Source organism: Rothia amarae (genome assembly GCF_042677725.1).
GTDB classification, from domain to species: Bacteria; Actinomycetota; Actinomycetes; order Actinomycetales; family Micrococcaceae; genus Rothia; species Rothia amarae.
This window is the reverse complement of record NZ_JBHUCN010000016.1, coordinates 1-14493: the sequence shown is the minus strand read 5'-3', so window position 1 is coordinate 14493 and position 14493 is coordinate 1. Positions and strand designations below refer to the sequence as shown.

The window sequence follows — 14493 nt, the reverse complement described above, 5'->3', positions numbered from 1 at the left end:
ACACGCAGCGGCGATCAGGGAATGAGAAACTGAGTCTTCGCTGCTCTCCGCCCAACTTTGCAACAGCACCCGATGCACGGGGAAGCGAACGAGATCAGACCTGCAGCTGCCGCAGCCAGGATGCCGATCATCAGTGACCCGGTGGCCGCGGCGTCGGCGAACTGCTAGCCGATCGCCAACTGCGCCATCACATCAACGGTCATGATGCTGGTGCCTCCTCGGCCAGCGGCAGGGCGACATCAAGGATGTCATCGGCGGTGACCTCCCTCAGGAACACCGCGGCCGGGCGGTGGGGAAGAAGACGGTGTTCTGGTTGTCCCGGAGGACCACAACACCGAGGAAGGTCATCATGCTGCCCGGTGGGTGGTCTGCAGCGACTCTGCCCACCTCGGTACTCAACCCTGCTGTGGGGGTTACTTGTAGCGAAGCGAGCTGAACATCCCGGTTTCCATGTGATAGGCGTTATGGCAGTGAAATGCCCACTCACCGGGGTTCTCAGCGATCAGGTCGGCGATTATGGTTTCACCCCCGCGGAGAAGGACGGTGTCCTTGCGTAGCCCGCCGCTGCCGGGCAGCGCCCACGTGTGGCCGTGGATGTGCATGGGATGGGGCATCATGGTCCTGTTGCGCATGACCATCCGCAGGCGCTGGCCCTCCTGCACGGTCGCGGGGGAGGATTGGCCGTCGGTGAGAATGCTCCATTCATACGGCATCATCTGCCCGCCCAGGTCGATGCTGACTTCTCGGTCTGGTGTGCCCTCGGGCAGGAGTGCACGGTCTGCTGGCTTCAGGGAGGACAGAAGCAGTCCGGTGGACGACAGCTCGGGGAAGTCGACATCGGGGCGGGGGGCCTGGCCGCCGGCGGTGCGGATGACGGCGAAGGCGCGGTCGTCCTTACCCACCGCCAAAGCCGTGAGCGGGAAGACGCCGTCGCCGAGGATGACCTCGACGTCGACACGCTCGCCCATGGACAGGTAGATCGATTCGGTCTCCCAGGGCTGGACAGGGAAGCCGTCGGTGTGGGTGACGGTCATGCGGTGACCACCGAGGGCCACCTTGAAGATGGTGTCACCGCCGGAGTTGATAAACCGCAGGCGGGCCTTGTCGCCTGGGCGAGCCTCGAAGGTCCGGTGAGCACGGGGGATACGTCCGTTGATGAGGTAGTGCGGATACATCACATCGCCGGCATCCCCGCCCAGTACGCGGTCCGGGGTGCCGTGGTCGCCCATTTCCATCCCCCCGTTATGGTCGCCCATTTCCATCCCCCCGTTATGGTCGCCCATTTCCATCCCCCCGTTATGGTCGCCCATTTCCATCCCCCCGTTATGGTCGCCCGAACCCATTCCGGTGAGCTTGTCGAGCTCATCGTCGGGAGTGCCCTGAATGCCATCGACCCAGTCGTCGAGCACGATGGTCCACTCGACGTCCTGGTCCTCAGCGTCTTGCGGGTCACGGATAATCAGTGGGGCGTGGAGGCCGCGATCAAGCTGCAGGCCGGTGTGGGAATGGTAGAAGTAGGTGCCACCGTGGGGGACTTCAAAAACATAGGAGAAAGACTCGCCAGGTTCAATGGGGTCCTGGGTCATGCCGGGCACACCGTCGGCTGCGTTGTGGAGTGCGATGCCATGCCAGTGGATAGAGGTGCTCTCAGGCAGTTCATTGGTGATATCGACCTGGAGGATGTCGCCGGCGGTGGCCTCAATGGCCGCATCCCCGGTGTCAGAGACGTACCCCCACGTCTTGGCTTCGATGCCGCCGATATCCAGGGAGAGGGGCCGGGCGGTCAGTGTCCGGCGCACCGTCGGCTCACCGAGCGCAGTGGGGGTGGGAGTGGGGCGAAGGGAGGAACCTGATGCCGAGGCAGCGGGTCCAGGGTTGCTGGTGCAGGCGGTCAGGGCCCCGGTGCCGGCGAGGACGAGCCCGCCGAGCAGAAACTGTCGTCGGGAAGACGCGTTTGTCATGATTTAACCTTTCTTGGTGCAAGATTTCAGTGATACGGGAGACAGGCGCAGGTGAGGACTCTGCTGAGCCATCACGTCAGGCGCAGGTCTGTGACACAGGTGGCACCGTCGTCGGTGGTGGAAAACTCCGTGGTGCCGGTACGCCCCTGGTAGCTGACCTCAATCAGGCCGGTGGTATCATCAGGAAGCCAGAAGCCAATAAACCCATTGTCGAAGGTGGTTGTCGCCTCGTCCACCAGCACCTCACCGGTCGCCTCATCAGTGATCGTGACCTGGATATCCTCATTGTCGAGTTCCCCCAGGCAGGTCGTGAGGCTGTGGTAGAAGCAGTCGTGGGTGGAGGTGAGATAGGGTGCGATCGAGACATACGTCTGATTGTCGGGAAGATCGACCACGACTTCCTGGTCATCGCTCGAGAGCAGCAGTTCATCGGCACGCACTGAGGCGATCAGATCCGTGGGACGCTCAGTGACCTTCTGCCGGTCGAGGTGATCAATGATCTCCACCGCGTCCATGGCGCCCAGGCCATGGGTAGTCAGGAATGTATCCTGGGACACCGTCCCGTCGGCGGTGGGTTCCGGGTCGGCGGCCGAACACCCCGTGAGGGCGAGGGCAAGGGCGGCGGCTGCGATCGCTGCTCGTTTCACGTCAATCTCCTTGGATCGTGGTAAGACCGTGAGAAGACACCGCCTCAAGGTCGATGCCATACCTTATATCTAACACGGGTGCCTGACGGACTAGAAATCAAAAACCCTGCTCACAGCACTATGACAGGGCGAAAAGGGGGTGAATTCGGTGAGCTGGGTCACCACTGGGTCACCACCCCACAGCCGTGGGCGATGTCCTTCTACCCGCCCCGGGTATGCGGTGCAGGCAGTGAAATCCCTGGTGGCGCCTGCTGAACCGACCAGTGGAGGCGATGCCGCCGGCCCGGGGTGGGGCACAGGGGTGACGGCGGTCGAAGGGTGATGTTTGAAGATTTGATGAAGATTTCCCCGCCGGGCACTGAGCGAGGGTGGTATTCCCCCCTGGTCGGAGCGATACTGGGGTCTATGGCTGACTACACACCGACCACTGCCACGCCCCCGGGGCGGGTGCTGGTCGTCGATGATGAACAACCCCTGGCTCAGATGGTGGCCTCCTACCTCATCCGGGCCGGCTTCGATACCCGCCAGGCGCACACCGGCACCCAGGTCTTGGACGAGGCCCGTCACTTTTCCCCCGATGTTGTGGTGCTGGATCTGGGGCTACCCGAACTCGACGGCCTGGAGGTGTGCCGACGGATCCGCACCTTCTCGGACTGCTACATCCTCATGCTCACCGCGCGTGGCAGCGAGGACGACAAGATCAGCGGTTTGACCCTGGGGGCGGATGACTACATCACCAAACCTTTTAGCATCCGGGAACTGGTGACCCGGGTGCATGCGGTGCTGCGCCGCCCGCGCACCAGCACCACCCCACCGCAGGTGACCACCCCCTTGATCGTTGGTGACCTCATCCTTGACCCCGTCGCCCATCAGGTGCGGGTGGGGGAGACGACCGTGGAGCTCACCCGCACGGAGTTCGAGCTGCTGGTTGCCCTGGCTCTGCGCCCCGGCCAGGTGCTGACCCGCCACGACCTGGTCACCGAGGTCTGGGACACCACCTGGGTCGGTGATGAACGCATCGTCGATGTCCACATCGGCAACTTGCGTCGCAAGCTCGGCACCGACGCCCGGGGCCGGGGGTTTATCGACACTGTGCGTGGCGTGGGCTACCGGGTGGGGCAGCCATGAATCATGGACCCGGCCTGACCTTCCGCTTCCTGGCCGCCCAGGTGTTGGTCGTGGTGATTAGCCTGCTGGTGGCCGCGGCCGTGGCCACGATGGTGGGCCCGACCCTGTTCCATGATCATATGTTGATGACCGGCCGGGAGGACTCCTCGCTGGAGCTGTTCCATGCCGAGCAGGCCTACCGGGACGCCAACCTGATTACCCTGGCCGTCGCCCTGCCCACCGCCTTGATCAGCGCCCTGTTGGCCAGCCTGTGGTTATCGCGTCGCCTGCGCACCCCCCTGCAGGATCTCACCCGCGCCGCTACCAGCCTGACGGCCGGCAACTACCGTATCCGTGTGCCCGCCGGAGAAGCAGGCCCCGAGGTCACCACCCTGGCGCATGCCTTCAACACCATGGCCGACCGGCTGGAACACACCGAACAGGTCCGCCGCCAGATGCTCTCTGATCTGGCTCACGAAATGGGCACCCCTTTATCGGTGCTCACGGTCTACCTCGATGGTCTCCAGGACGGGGTTGCGGACTGGAATAATTCCACCCACACGATCATGGCTGACCAACTCGCCCGCCTGACCCGGTTGATGGAAGACATCGACGATGTCTCCCGGGCCCAGGAACACCGGATCGATTTGGACCTGGCGGAGGAAGGGCTCGGGGATCTGCTCCATACCGCCGCTGCTGCCGCGGGGGAAGCTTATGCTGACAAAGGCGTCGATTTACAGGTCGAGACCATTACGGACACCGTCCGGGTGCTCGTGGACCGGCAACGCTTCGGCCAGGTGATGAGCAATCTCCTGTCGAACGCGCTACGGCACACCCCGGCCGGCGGGCAGGTCCGGATCAGCGTCCACCGACAGGGGGCGTCCACCGCGCTCATCCACGTCGCCGATGACGGCGAGGGCATCCCACCTGGCCAGCTCGGACACATCTTCGAACGCTTCTACCGGGGGGATGCCGCCCGCAGCCGGGACAACGGCGGGGCCGGTATCGGTCTGACCATCTCCAAGGCATTGATCGAGGCCCACGGCGGCACTCTCACCGCCACCTCCCCCGGACCCGGTCGCGGAGCGGTGTTTACCCTCTGCCTCCCGCTGTCCCCTCCCGACAGTGAGGAGGCTGCTCGGTGACCGCACCCTGCCCCGCGTGAGGGCCGTGCCCTCCACCCCTTCCCAATATACCCCCCTGGGGTATATACTAGGGAGTAGCATCGCCGAATCCCACCGACCCGTAGGAGCTTTCCCATGATCACCTCCCCGTCCCGCCTCTTGCCGATGGCCTCCCACAGCTGCAGCTGTTGCGGATCTGCCTCACGTACCGACACCGCCTCCATCCCTGCCGCCAGCGACTCATCAGCAGGAGGGTCCTCCCCTAGCTACCAGGTCACCGGCCTGACCTGCGGGCACTGCGCGAAAAGCGTGACCCAGGCCCTTCAGGCCCTCCCCGAGGTCGACGACGTCCAGGTTGATCTCGCTGCTGGTGGTGTTTCCACCGTCACGGTCACCGGTGTCGTACCTCCGGAGATGGTTCGCCGGGCTATCGAGGAGGCCGGCTACACCGTCTTATCCTGATCAGTTTTACCCATCATCTCGACCCCGACCGGGTTGAGCGAAAGGAACGTCATGAGCACTCCCCACCATTCCGGTGATCATCATGGTGATCACCCCGCTCCGGAAACAGACCACACCCAACACCCGGATCATGCCAGCCACGAACACCACGCAGATGCCGACACCCACGGCCAGGCGATGCCCCACGGTCACCCGCACTCCGCCCTGGACGACGACCACCACGTTCATGGTCACGGCGAACACGCCGGACACAGCACCGCAATGTTTCGGGACCGCTTCTGGTGGTCGCTGATTCTGTCCATTCCCGTCGTTATTTTCAGCCCCATGGTCGCCCACCTGCTCGGCTACCACCTCCCGGCATTCCCCGGATCCACCTGGATCCCCCCGGTGCTGGGCACGATTATCTTCGTCTACGGCGGAACGCCTTTCCTCAAGGGCGGATGGAAAGAACTGAAATCCCGCCAACCCGGGATGATGCTCCTGATCGCCATGGCCATCACCGTGGCGTTTGTCGCCTCCTGGGTCACCACTCTGGGGCTGGGCGGTTTTGAGCTGGACTTCTGGTGGGAGCTGGCCCTGCTGGTGACCATCATGCTGCTGGGCCACTGGCTGGAGATGCGCGCTCTCGGGGCCGCGTCCTCCGCGCTTGACGCGCTGGCTGCCCTGCTGCCGGATGAGGCCGAGAAAGTCATCGACGGGACCACCCGCACCGTGGCCATCTCCGAGCTGGTCGTCGACGACGTCGTGCTGGTGAGGGCCGGTGCCCGGGTGCCGGCCGACGGAATCATCCTCGACGGAGCCGCCGAATTCGATGAGGCAATGATCACCGGCGAATCCCGTCCCGTCTTCCGCGACACCGGTGACAAGGTGGTCGCCGGTACCGTGGCCACCGACAACACCGTCCGCATCCGGGTGGAGGCTACCGGCGGGGACACCGCCCTGGCTGGGATCCAACGCATGGTTGCTGACGCCCAGGAGTCCTCCTCCCGGGCCCAGGCCCTGGCGGATCGGGCGGCGGCGTTGTTGTTCTGGTTCGCGCTGATCTCCGCTCTGATCACCGCGGTGGTGTGGACCATTATCGGCAGCCCGGACGATGCCGTGGTGCGCACGGTCACGGTGCTGGTCATCGCCTGCCCGCATGCCCTGGGCCTGGCGATTCCGCTGGTCATTGCGATCTCCAGCGAGCGGGCCGCGAAATCCGGGGTGCTCATCAAGGACCGGATGGCGCTCGAGCGGATGCGCACCATCGACGTGGTGCTCTTCGACAAAACCGGCACCCTGACCGAGGGTGCGCACGCGGTCACCGGTGTCGCAGCAGCTGTCGGCGTCACCGAGGGCGAGCTGCTGGCCCTGGCCGCCGCCGTGGAGGCCGACAGCGAGCACCCCGTGGCCCGCGCCATCGTGGCGGCCGCGGCCGCCCATCCCGAGGCCTCCCGGCGGCAAATCCGTGCAACTGGTTTCAGCGCCGCCTCCGGCCGGGGGGTCCGGGCCACTGTCGATGGCGCTGAGATCCTCGTGGGCGGGCCGAACATGCTGCGCGAGTTCAACCTCACCACCCCGGCCGAGCTCACCGACACCACCAGCGCCTGGACCGGGCGTGGGGCCGGTGTGCTCCATATTGTCCGCGACGGTCAAATCATCGGTGCGGTGGCCGTCGAGGACAAGATCCGCCCCGAATCCCGCGCCACCGTGAAAGCTCTGCAGGACCGCGGGGTGAAGGTCGCGATGATCACCGGCGACGCGCAGCAGGTGGCCCACGCCGTCGGTCAGGACCTAGGCATTGATGAGGTCTTCGCCGAGGTCCTGCCCCAGGACAAAGACACCAAGGTCACGCAGCTGCAGGACCGGGGTTTGAGCGTGGCCATGGTCGGTGACGGTGTCAATGACGCCCCCGCTCTGACCCGCGCGGACGTCGGTATCGCCATCGGTGCCGGCACGGATGTGGCCATGGAATCTGCCGGGGTGGTCCTAGCCAGTGATGACCCGCGGGCAGTGCTGTCGATGATTGAGCTGTCCCAGGCCAGCTACCGCAAGATGATCCAGAACCTGATCTGGGCCTCTGGCTACAACATCCTCGCCGTGCCGTTGGCCGCCGGAATGCTTGCCTCGATCGGGTTCGTGCTGTCCCCGGCCGTGGGCGCGATCTTGATGTCTGCCTCGACCATCGTGGTGGCCCTGAACGCCCAGCTGTTACGCCGCATTGATCTGGATCCGGCTCACCTGGCTCCGACCGAGTCGAAAGAGGAACACGCCACGCCTACTCCGGCATCCACCGCCGTCCACTGATCCACCACTTCTCTCCACTGCCCCCATATGACCCTGAAAGGCTCCACCATGAAGCGCACCCTTGTTCTTTCCACTCTCGCCGTGGCCTCCACCCTGGCGCTGGCCGCCTGCGGTGAGGCCACCGAGTCAGGCAACACCGACGCCACCACCTCGGCCACCAGCACTGCGACGACTACCCCTGAGACGACCTCGGCCACCACGGCGACGACTGAGGCGGACGGGGAGATCTCCGCCGATCACAACGACGCGGACATCATGTTTGCCCAGATGATGATCCCCCATCACCAGCAGGCCGTGGAGATGAGTGAGATGCTCCTGGCCAAGGAGGGTATCCCCGCCCAGGTCGTGGAGTTTGCCCAGGGGGTTATTGACGCCCAGGGACCGGAGATTGATCGGATGAACGCCATGCTCGAGGCCTGGGGGCAGCGGCCGGTCACCGACTCTGGGGGCATGGATCACGGCGAGATGGGTGGCATGGATCACGGCGAGATGGGTGGCATGGATCACGGCGAGATGGGTGGCATGAGCGGGATGATGAGCCAGGAGGACATGACAGCCCTTGAGGAAGCCCAGGGCACCGAGGCTGCCCGCCTCTACCTGGAGCAGATGACCGCCCACCACGAAGGTGCGGTTGACATGGCCCGTGACGAGGTTGCTGACGGCCAGAATCCCCATGCGATCACCCTGGCCGAACAAGTTATCAACGACCAGGAGGTCGAGATCGCTCAGATGCAGCAGATGCTCACTGACCTATGACAGGTGCCCGTCTTTTTCTGATCCCGAGGACTGGAATCTGAAAAAGAGGGATAACCGTGACGATTGCCACCTGCTGCGGGCGATGGGTCGTTGTCACCGCAGCGGGTGCACCGGGGTGGATGTTTCTTCTCCCTCTGGTCGCACCGCTGAGGAAAGGGGAAAGCTCCTGTGTCCAGACCCTTGGAGGACTAGGACTATAAAGAAGAATCCGCGTCTTTGATTCTTCGGTAGAGCGTCGCACGGGACATCCCCATATCCTTGGCAACTTGGGTTGCAGGTTCGCCTGCTTTGATGAGTTTGGATGCGGTGCGGATTTGGGATTCGGTGAAGGTGGGTCGCCGGCCACCGAGATCGCCACCGGTGGTGCGGCGTTTGGTGACGGAGTCATTGATGCGTTCGCGCTTGATCTCCAGTTCCATCTGCGCGAGTGCGGCCATGACGGTGAAGACCATGGCGCCCATGGGTGTTTTAGTATCCACATCACCACCACCCAGGTTGAGCACGCGCAAACCGATATTGCGATCTCGTAGTTCCTCGGCCAGTTCGAGCATTTTCTGGGTGGAGCGCCCGAGCCGATCCAAAGTGGTGATCACGAGCGTGTCACCCGGATGCAGTGCGGTCAGTGCTTTATCTAACGCCGGGCGCTGCGCAAAGAAACTGGGGTATTACCTACGCGGCAGAAGGACCCCTCGAAGTCCACATAACCGGGCATTGCGACAGGATGACTCTCGGAATCTGTGCCAACGACTTTTGACTCTGACAACACCCCAAACGAACATATTGTGAACTACAAAAACGCCTGTTCGCTAGGGTGGGTTTATGGATAAACGAACAGATGTGTCGCTGCCTCTAGATATTTCCGAACAGCCCGAGGGTGTGTCTGGCGAAAAGGTTGGCTACGCCCGGGTGTCGACCGCGAAACAGGACCTTGACCGACAAATCGACGCTCTGCGCCAGGAAGGTATTGCCAGCAAATACATTTACGTTGATAAGAAATCCGGATCCACCACCAACCGCCCCGGACTGCACAAGGCACTGGATCAGGCCCGTGAAGGCGATGTCATTGTCGTCCACACGCTCGACCGGTCAGATGCTCCTCAAGCTGTAGCAGCGTGTACACCCCAATAGGGTAGTTTTAGAATTTCTGTCGCGCTAACGTGGTCGAGTCCCTGCGGCAGCGGCTTTTCACAACTTCATGGGCGGTTCAGTTGATGCCGGTAAGGAAACCTAGAGAGGCCCTAGCAGCACGGAGGATGAGTTTATTAAAGGCCGAAGGCGCCGCCGCTGACGAGGATGAAGATACCCAGGCCGATCAAGACGATAGGGAACAACACATGCTCCCAGCGTTCGAGAATCTCCGCGATGGGCGGACGGGTGGCCACGAACTTCGCCAACAGGACCAGGCCCGCCACCAGGACCAGAAAGACGACGCAGTAGACGATAACGGTGGCGGTATCCACGTTGAGAAAAACCGGGACATAGACGCCGATATTGTCGCCACCGTTGGCAAAGGTCACCCCGGCGACGGTCAAGACGCTTACGTTCTTTCCGCTGACTTTCGCGTCATCGTCGTCGTCATCGTCTCCCCGCCAGGCTTGCCAGGCCGCCCACAGCCCCAGGGTCAGGGGGATTAGCCCGAAGTAGGGGATCGCCTCGGTGGGCAGGAAGGCATCCGCCCCTAGGGTGACCAGAATCGTGGCTGCGAGGATGCCCGCGAAACCAAGGTACTGCCCGGCCAGGATCCGAAGTGTGGTCCCTGCTTGGCCGGCCCCACGGGCGAAGAACAGCGAGAGCACGATGATGTCGTCGATATTGGTGGCGATAAACAGACCAACCGCCCCCAGGAGACCAGTTACCACTTACCTGTTCCCCTCTCCGGTGGCGCACCCGGGCACGTCACATGCCGAATCAATACACGGGGCATTCTCGTCGGCAGCCAGAGTGGTATCCAGCAGTGAGTTCAACGCCTGGACAAGATGGGCGTCAACGATCTCGTAGCGGGTCTTCCGCCCCTGAGGTTCGGCGACCACAATTCCGCAGTCCCGTAGGCAAGTGAGGTGGTTCGACACATTTGACCGCGTCAGTTCCAACTCCCGGGCGAGAGCGGCCGGGTAGGCCGGGCCGCCCAGCAGGGTCAGGAGAATACGGGATCGGGTGGGATCGGCCATCGCTCGACCCAATCGGTTCATCACGTCCAAGCGCGAAGCAATAGTCAGCATACACTGAACTATACAGCAGCTGCTGAACTGTTGCAACGAGGGTCGAACGTCGGCTTGACGGTGATGCGTGGCAAACCAGCGCCCTTCGGTACTGCCTGTGTCGAAATCGTTCGTTTTTGATAAACGTTTCTATACGAATTCAGCACAATATATTTGATCCCCAGACAACGTGCGACAAGTTTAAGCTACTAATCATCTCAGATCAGCTCGCATACGACCTACATCACGTATCGTTAACTCTAATCAATCTAAAAATCTGGAGACTCAATGAGCGACCCAATGGTACTAAAAGCACAACAATTCATCAATTCCACCTATACACCTATAACAAGGGAGCTACGCTCGGAATCGCAGCTGTCCCAGAAAACGGAAACACCAGCTGGACCGTCATGTACGCTCTCACGAGAGCACTACAACACGAACTAGGAATCACAAATTTATCCGACGGCTTCGGCCCAACGACCCTTTCTACTTTGCAAACAAAGTTTCCCGTTATCAATGCAAGTACAAAACCCCCCCCGAAAATATCCTCAAAATTATCCAATCAGGTCTTTACTGCAAAGGTTACGACGGAGGAAAAATCGACGGGACGTATAACCCCACCGTCCAAGCTTCAGTGACTCAATTAAAGAAGGACATGGGTGTCTCCAGCGCTCTGCCAGGATCAGGAATAGAGCCTAAAGTATTTAAAGGGTTACTTAACATGGATCCCTATGTCTTAATCTCCGGGGGAAATCCTTCTATCCGTCAAATTCAACAGTGGTTGAACGGACGATATATTAAAAGAAGAGATTTTCAAATCATTCCGGCAGAAGGCTATCACTCCCGAACCGTAGCGCAATGCATGCTGTTCGCCATTCAATATGAGGCTGGAATGGCTGATGGGGTAGCAAATGGTGTATTCGGCCCTGGTACCCAAAGTTCTCTCAAAAGTCACGTACTTCAAGTGGGCAGCACTGGTATCTGGGCTCAGCTGTTCACAGCAGCGATGATTCTCAATAAACGAAGTGTAGCGTTTGGATCTTTTACAGCAGAGGTCTCAACAGCTGTTAGTGCATTCCAGACATTCGCTAAGCTTCCCACAACGGGTAAGGCTGATTTTGCCACATGGAGCTCTTTGCTTGTTTCCTATGGAGATCAGAGCAGAGCAGGTTCTGCGTGCGATGGCGTTACTAAAATTACTGATGCCAGAGCTAAAGCTTTATATGCGGCAGGGTATAGATATGTAGGACGTTATCTGTACAATCCTTCTACAAAGAATCTCTTAGAAAAGCAAATACAACCTGGGGAACTTGCTACGATTGCATCAAATGGTTTGAGATGTTTCCCTATCTACCAGACTTTTAATAACTCTGTAGACTACTTCACCCCTGCTCAGAATGCTGAAGATGCAACTTTCTGGGCTAAGAAATTTGGTTTCAAAGACGGAACGATAATCTACTTCTCGGTTGATTATGATGCTTTAGACGGTGAAGTCACCTCTAATGTTCTTCCGTATTTCCGAGCAATCAATAATGCGCTTCTTTCAAGTTCGGGTTACAAGGTGGGCATATATGGTGCCAGGAATGTCTGCCAAAGAGTTTTCGATGAAGGGCTCTCTTCGACTAGCTTTGTGTGTGATATGTCAAGCGGCTTCTCAGGTAACTTAGGGTACCCTTTACCCACAAACTGGGCTTTCGATCAGATTGATACAGTAAGTGTTGGAACTGGTGACTCTTTGATTGAGATTGATAAGAATATCTCTTCAGGTCGAGATATTGGGCAAAATACCTATAACCAAACTTCTGTTTCATCAAAACTTGATGTTTTCTTTAACGAAAAACTATATAAAGATGCGCTACTAAAAGATTTACAAAAATATCTAGTATCCATTGGAGTGCCTGAAACTGGGGGTGATGGTTGGACAGACAGAGATTGGGCTACTTTAGATGGAGTGACTACCACCATGGCCTTTAACCGCATCCTCTCAAAGGATATTTTAATTACAAATCTAGCTCGAGAGCTGGGTATCAGAAAGGCCTTGATACAAGCCCCGGTTCTTTGGGAGTCACGTAAGTGGAATCCTACTGATATCGCAGCTGACGATGCAGTCATCGTGGGTGCCAAAAGTGAGTCGTCAACCGGATGGGGACAAATTTTTGCATCTTCAGCAATATCTGGGTGGAATTATTGTGTATCTAAGAAAATAATAAACGGTAATTTGTTCGATCCAGTAAAAGACTTAAGAACTGTTTGGTTTAAATTAAAAGATGATATTGATTTTAATATTAAATGTACTGCATATTTGCATTTTTGGGATGCGAACGATATTGGTGTTCCCAGACCTAGTCTCTCCATGAAGCCAGCGGATATTCAAGCGCTCATTGGACGCTATAACGGAGTCGGACCTAAGGCCGAAGTGTACTCTAAAGAAGTAAAAGGCGTTTATGATGTTCTGGAAAATTATAATACTCTTTGCCGAGGCTAATTCGCAATGAAAATAAGATATTCTTTAGGTTGGGTATTAGGAAATATAGCTTCCAGCTTATTACTCATTGTTCCATCTTTTATACTAGTCCAGTATTATATAGAATATATTGGTCCTTTGAATAATTACTATGTGTCCGACAGGTTAGAGAATCCTGTTTTATATATTTTTGTATTCTTCTTACCCTCTCTCCTCTTGGCAGTAAGTGTTTTTTACATCGCCAATAGAAAAATTTATAAAATATATCGAAATTTATTCATAAAACTACTGGCTTATATAATTTTTCTAGCTCCCTCAATTTTTCTTATTTGTAAAGGTGTTGCAAGTGTTTATTAAATATTTAGATCGTAGACAATTTATTGCGGGTTCATTGACTGTTGCAATATGCCCAGTTGTTTCTTCTCAACCCCCTGCTCAGGCGAGCCAGTTAAATCAAGATAATTATGAATTTTCGCTCAATGGATGGCCCGTGCAAAATCCAGCTGATGGTGTTTCATCCATTGAAAGATGTGTTATTTCAGGGATCAGTTCCAGTTGCGAGATGAGAATCGGGGATGTGAACATCATTCTTTCGGATTTGGTGCGTCAGATGCATTACCGAGTGAAAGATATTAAACCCGGGGAAATTTCGGGATGGAAAGCTAAAACCGAAGAGGCGATTCAAACCCCTTACTCTAATTTATCATCCGGTACTGCGCTTCAAATCCGACCTTCTATGCCTATTGACTCCTATTTTGCATATGAAATTAAGATAATTCAAGAAGTACTCAAAGACTATGAAGGGATAGTTTCTTGGGGTGGGGATATGACTAATAAAGATGAGTCTCTCTTTTATATAAATGCCTCACCTGAGGACCCTCTGTTTTTAGAAGTTGCTGAAAAAGTAAGGGTGAGAAACTTTGCAGACGTGAGAATTAATTAATTCCCAACTCAGAGGCTTATTCCTAAAGGGTGGCCCCAACTAAACATCGGCCCCACCAGTGGCACAATGAGAGTTAAATCTTCGACTAAATAAACTCAGCCAACCAGAGAAGACCATTGCCACACCAGCGTACAACCGGCCTCATCCACCAGCAATTTACCAAGCTGCTCACAGCCCTCACCCACCACATCACCTGGGGCAAGCCAGGCAGCAACCCAACAGTACTCACCCTGCCTCAAGCTCAGAAAGCGACTCTGCTCTATCATCGGAATAACATAACCGAAGAGCTCCTTGCGGAACTGTTCAACACCTCCCCGCCGACCATCTCTCGGACCATCATCACTCTTGAATAAGCTTTGAAGAAAACCCTCTCTCCGATGGTCAATTCTTTGCAGCAGGAATTGGGGCCAGTTATATGATTACGGGCGGAATTCCTCTACCTATTTAAATTATTATTCATTCATTATATAAAGAGGCTTATTCATAAGGGGTAAAAACCAGGAACCCGCCACCAACTAGACAACGGTCCCACCGAAGGCAAA

Annotated in this window: 13 protein-coding genes and 1 pseudogene; 9 read left to right on the top strand and 5 right to left on the bottom strand. The window is 57.6% G+C overall.

Annotated features, from left to right (window positions below; genetic code table 11):
* Nucleotides 1–413: 413 nt before the first annotated feature.
* Both ACFR81_RS10840 and ACFR81_RS10835 read right to left on the bottom strand, forming a co-directional pair.
* Nucleotides 414–1961, bottom strand: coding sequence for a multicopper oxidase family protein (locus ACFR81_RS10840; protein ID WP_343876472.1), 1548 nt, complete (start codon nucleotides 1959–1961; stop codon nucleotides 414–416).
* Nucleotides 1962–2032: 71 nt separating this feature from the next.
* Nucleotides 2033–2608 carry a CueP family metal-binding protein gene (locus ACFR81_RS10835; protein WP_145177632.1) on the bottom strand — a complete coding sequence of 192 codons (576 nt, stop codon included), beginning with the start codon at nucleotides 2606–2608 and terminating at the stop codon, nucleotides 2033–2035.
* 405 nt (nucleotides 2609–3013) lie between these two features.
* Here ACFR81_RS10835 and ACFR81_RS10830 point away from each other — a divergent pair, with 405 nt between their 5' ends.
* The 5 genes from ACFR81_RS10830 to ACFR81_RS10810 all read left to right on the top strand — a co-directional run bounded on the left by ACFR81_RS10830 (nucleotide 3014) and on the right by ACFR81_RS10810 (nucleotide 8343).
* Complete coding sequence (locus ACFR81_RS10830) at nucleotides 3014–3736, top strand: response regulator transcription factor (protein WP_343876473.1); 723 nt, start codon at nucleotides 3014–3016, stop codon at nucleotides 3734–3736.
* Complete coding sequence (locus ACFR81_RS10825) at nucleotides 3733–4860, top strand: sensor histidine kinase (RefSeq protein WP_343876474.1); 1128 nt, start codon at nucleotides 3733–3735, stop codon at nucleotides 4858–4860. The genes ACFR81_RS10830 and ACFR81_RS10825 overlap by 4 nt, the downstream gene beginning before the upstream one ends.
* Before the next feature lie 114 nt (nucleotides 4861–4974).
* Nucleotides 4975–5301: a heavy-metal-associated domain-containing protein gene (locus ACFR81_RS10820; protein WP_343876475.1), complete on the top strand. Its 327-nt coding sequence runs from the start codon at nucleotides 4975–4977 to the stop codon at nucleotides 5299–5301.
* A gap of 51 nt (nucleotides 5302–5352) precedes the next feature.
* Entirely contained in the window at nucleotides 5353–7587 is a 2235-nt protein-coding gene (locus tag ACFR81_RS10815; protein ID WP_377148957.1) for a copper-translocating P-type ATPase, read from the top strand.
* 48 nt (nucleotides 7588–7635) lie between these two features.
* Complete coding sequence (locus ACFR81_RS10810; protein ID WP_343876476.1) at nucleotides 7636–8343, top strand: DUF305 domain-containing protein; 708 nt, start codon at nucleotides 7636–7638, stop codon at nucleotides 8341–8343.
* Between the two features lie 194 nt (nucleotides 8344–8537).
* On the opposite strand, the pseudogene ACFR81_RS10805 reads toward ACFR81_RS10810, so the two are convergent.
* Nucleotides 8538–8993 (bottom strand): annotated as a pseudogene (locus ACFR81_RS10805) (recombinase family protein); the annotation flags it as partial.
* Between the two features lie 169 nt (nucleotides 8994–9162).
* On the opposite strand from ACFR81_RS10805, the gene ACFR81_RS10800 reads away from it, so the two are divergent.
* Entirely contained in the window at nucleotides 9163–9471 is a 309-nt protein-coding gene (locus ACFR81_RS10800) for a recombinase family protein (protein WP_068170535.1), read from the top strand.
* Between the two features lie 134 nt (nucleotides 9472–9605).
* Here the strand turns inward: ACFR81_RS10800 and ACFR81_RS10795 are convergent, their stop codons facing one another.
* Nucleotides 9606–10202 carry a cadmium resistance transporter gene (locus ACFR81_RS10795; protein ID WP_068170532.1) on the bottom strand — a complete coding sequence of 199 codons (597 nt, stop codon included), beginning with the start codon at nucleotides 10200–10202 and terminating at the stop codon, nucleotides 9606–9608.
* On the bottom strand, nucleotides 10203–10562 hold the full coding sequence (gene cmtR / locus ACFR81_RS10790; protein ID WP_023024707.1) for a Cd(II)/Pb(II)-sensing metalloregulatory transcriptional regulator CmtR: 360 nt from the start codon (nucleotides 10560–10562) through the stop codon (nucleotides 10203–10205).
* Nucleotides 10563–11199: 637 nt separating this feature from the next.
* On the opposite strand from cmtR, the gene ACFR81_RS10785 reads away from it, so the two are divergent.
* The 3 genes from ACFR81_RS10785 (at nucleotide 11200) to ACFR81_RS10775 (ending at nucleotide 14304) form a co-directional block, all read left to right on the top strand.
* The gene (locus tag ACFR81_RS10785; RefSeq protein WP_343876477.1) at nucleotides 11200–13029 is read left to right on the top strand and encodes a glycoside hydrolase domain-containing protein; all 1830 of its coding nucleotides are present in this window, start codon (nucleotides 11200–11202) and stop codon (nucleotides 13027–13029) included.
* Between the two features lie 325 nt (nucleotides 13030–13354).
* On the top strand, nucleotides 13355–13951 hold the full coding sequence (locus tag ACFR81_RS10780; RefSeq protein WP_145177611.1) for a hypothetical protein: 597 nt from the start codon (nucleotides 13355–13357) through the stop codon (nucleotides 13949–13951).
* A gap of 116 nt (nucleotides 13952–14067) precedes the next feature.
* Nucleotides 14068–14304: a helix-turn-helix domain-containing protein gene (locus tag ACFR81_RS10775; RefSeq protein WP_343876478.1), complete on the top strand. Its 237-nt coding sequence runs from the start codon at nucleotides 14068–14070 to the stop codon at nucleotides 14302–14304.
* Nucleotides 14305–14493 lie beyond the last annotated feature (189 nt).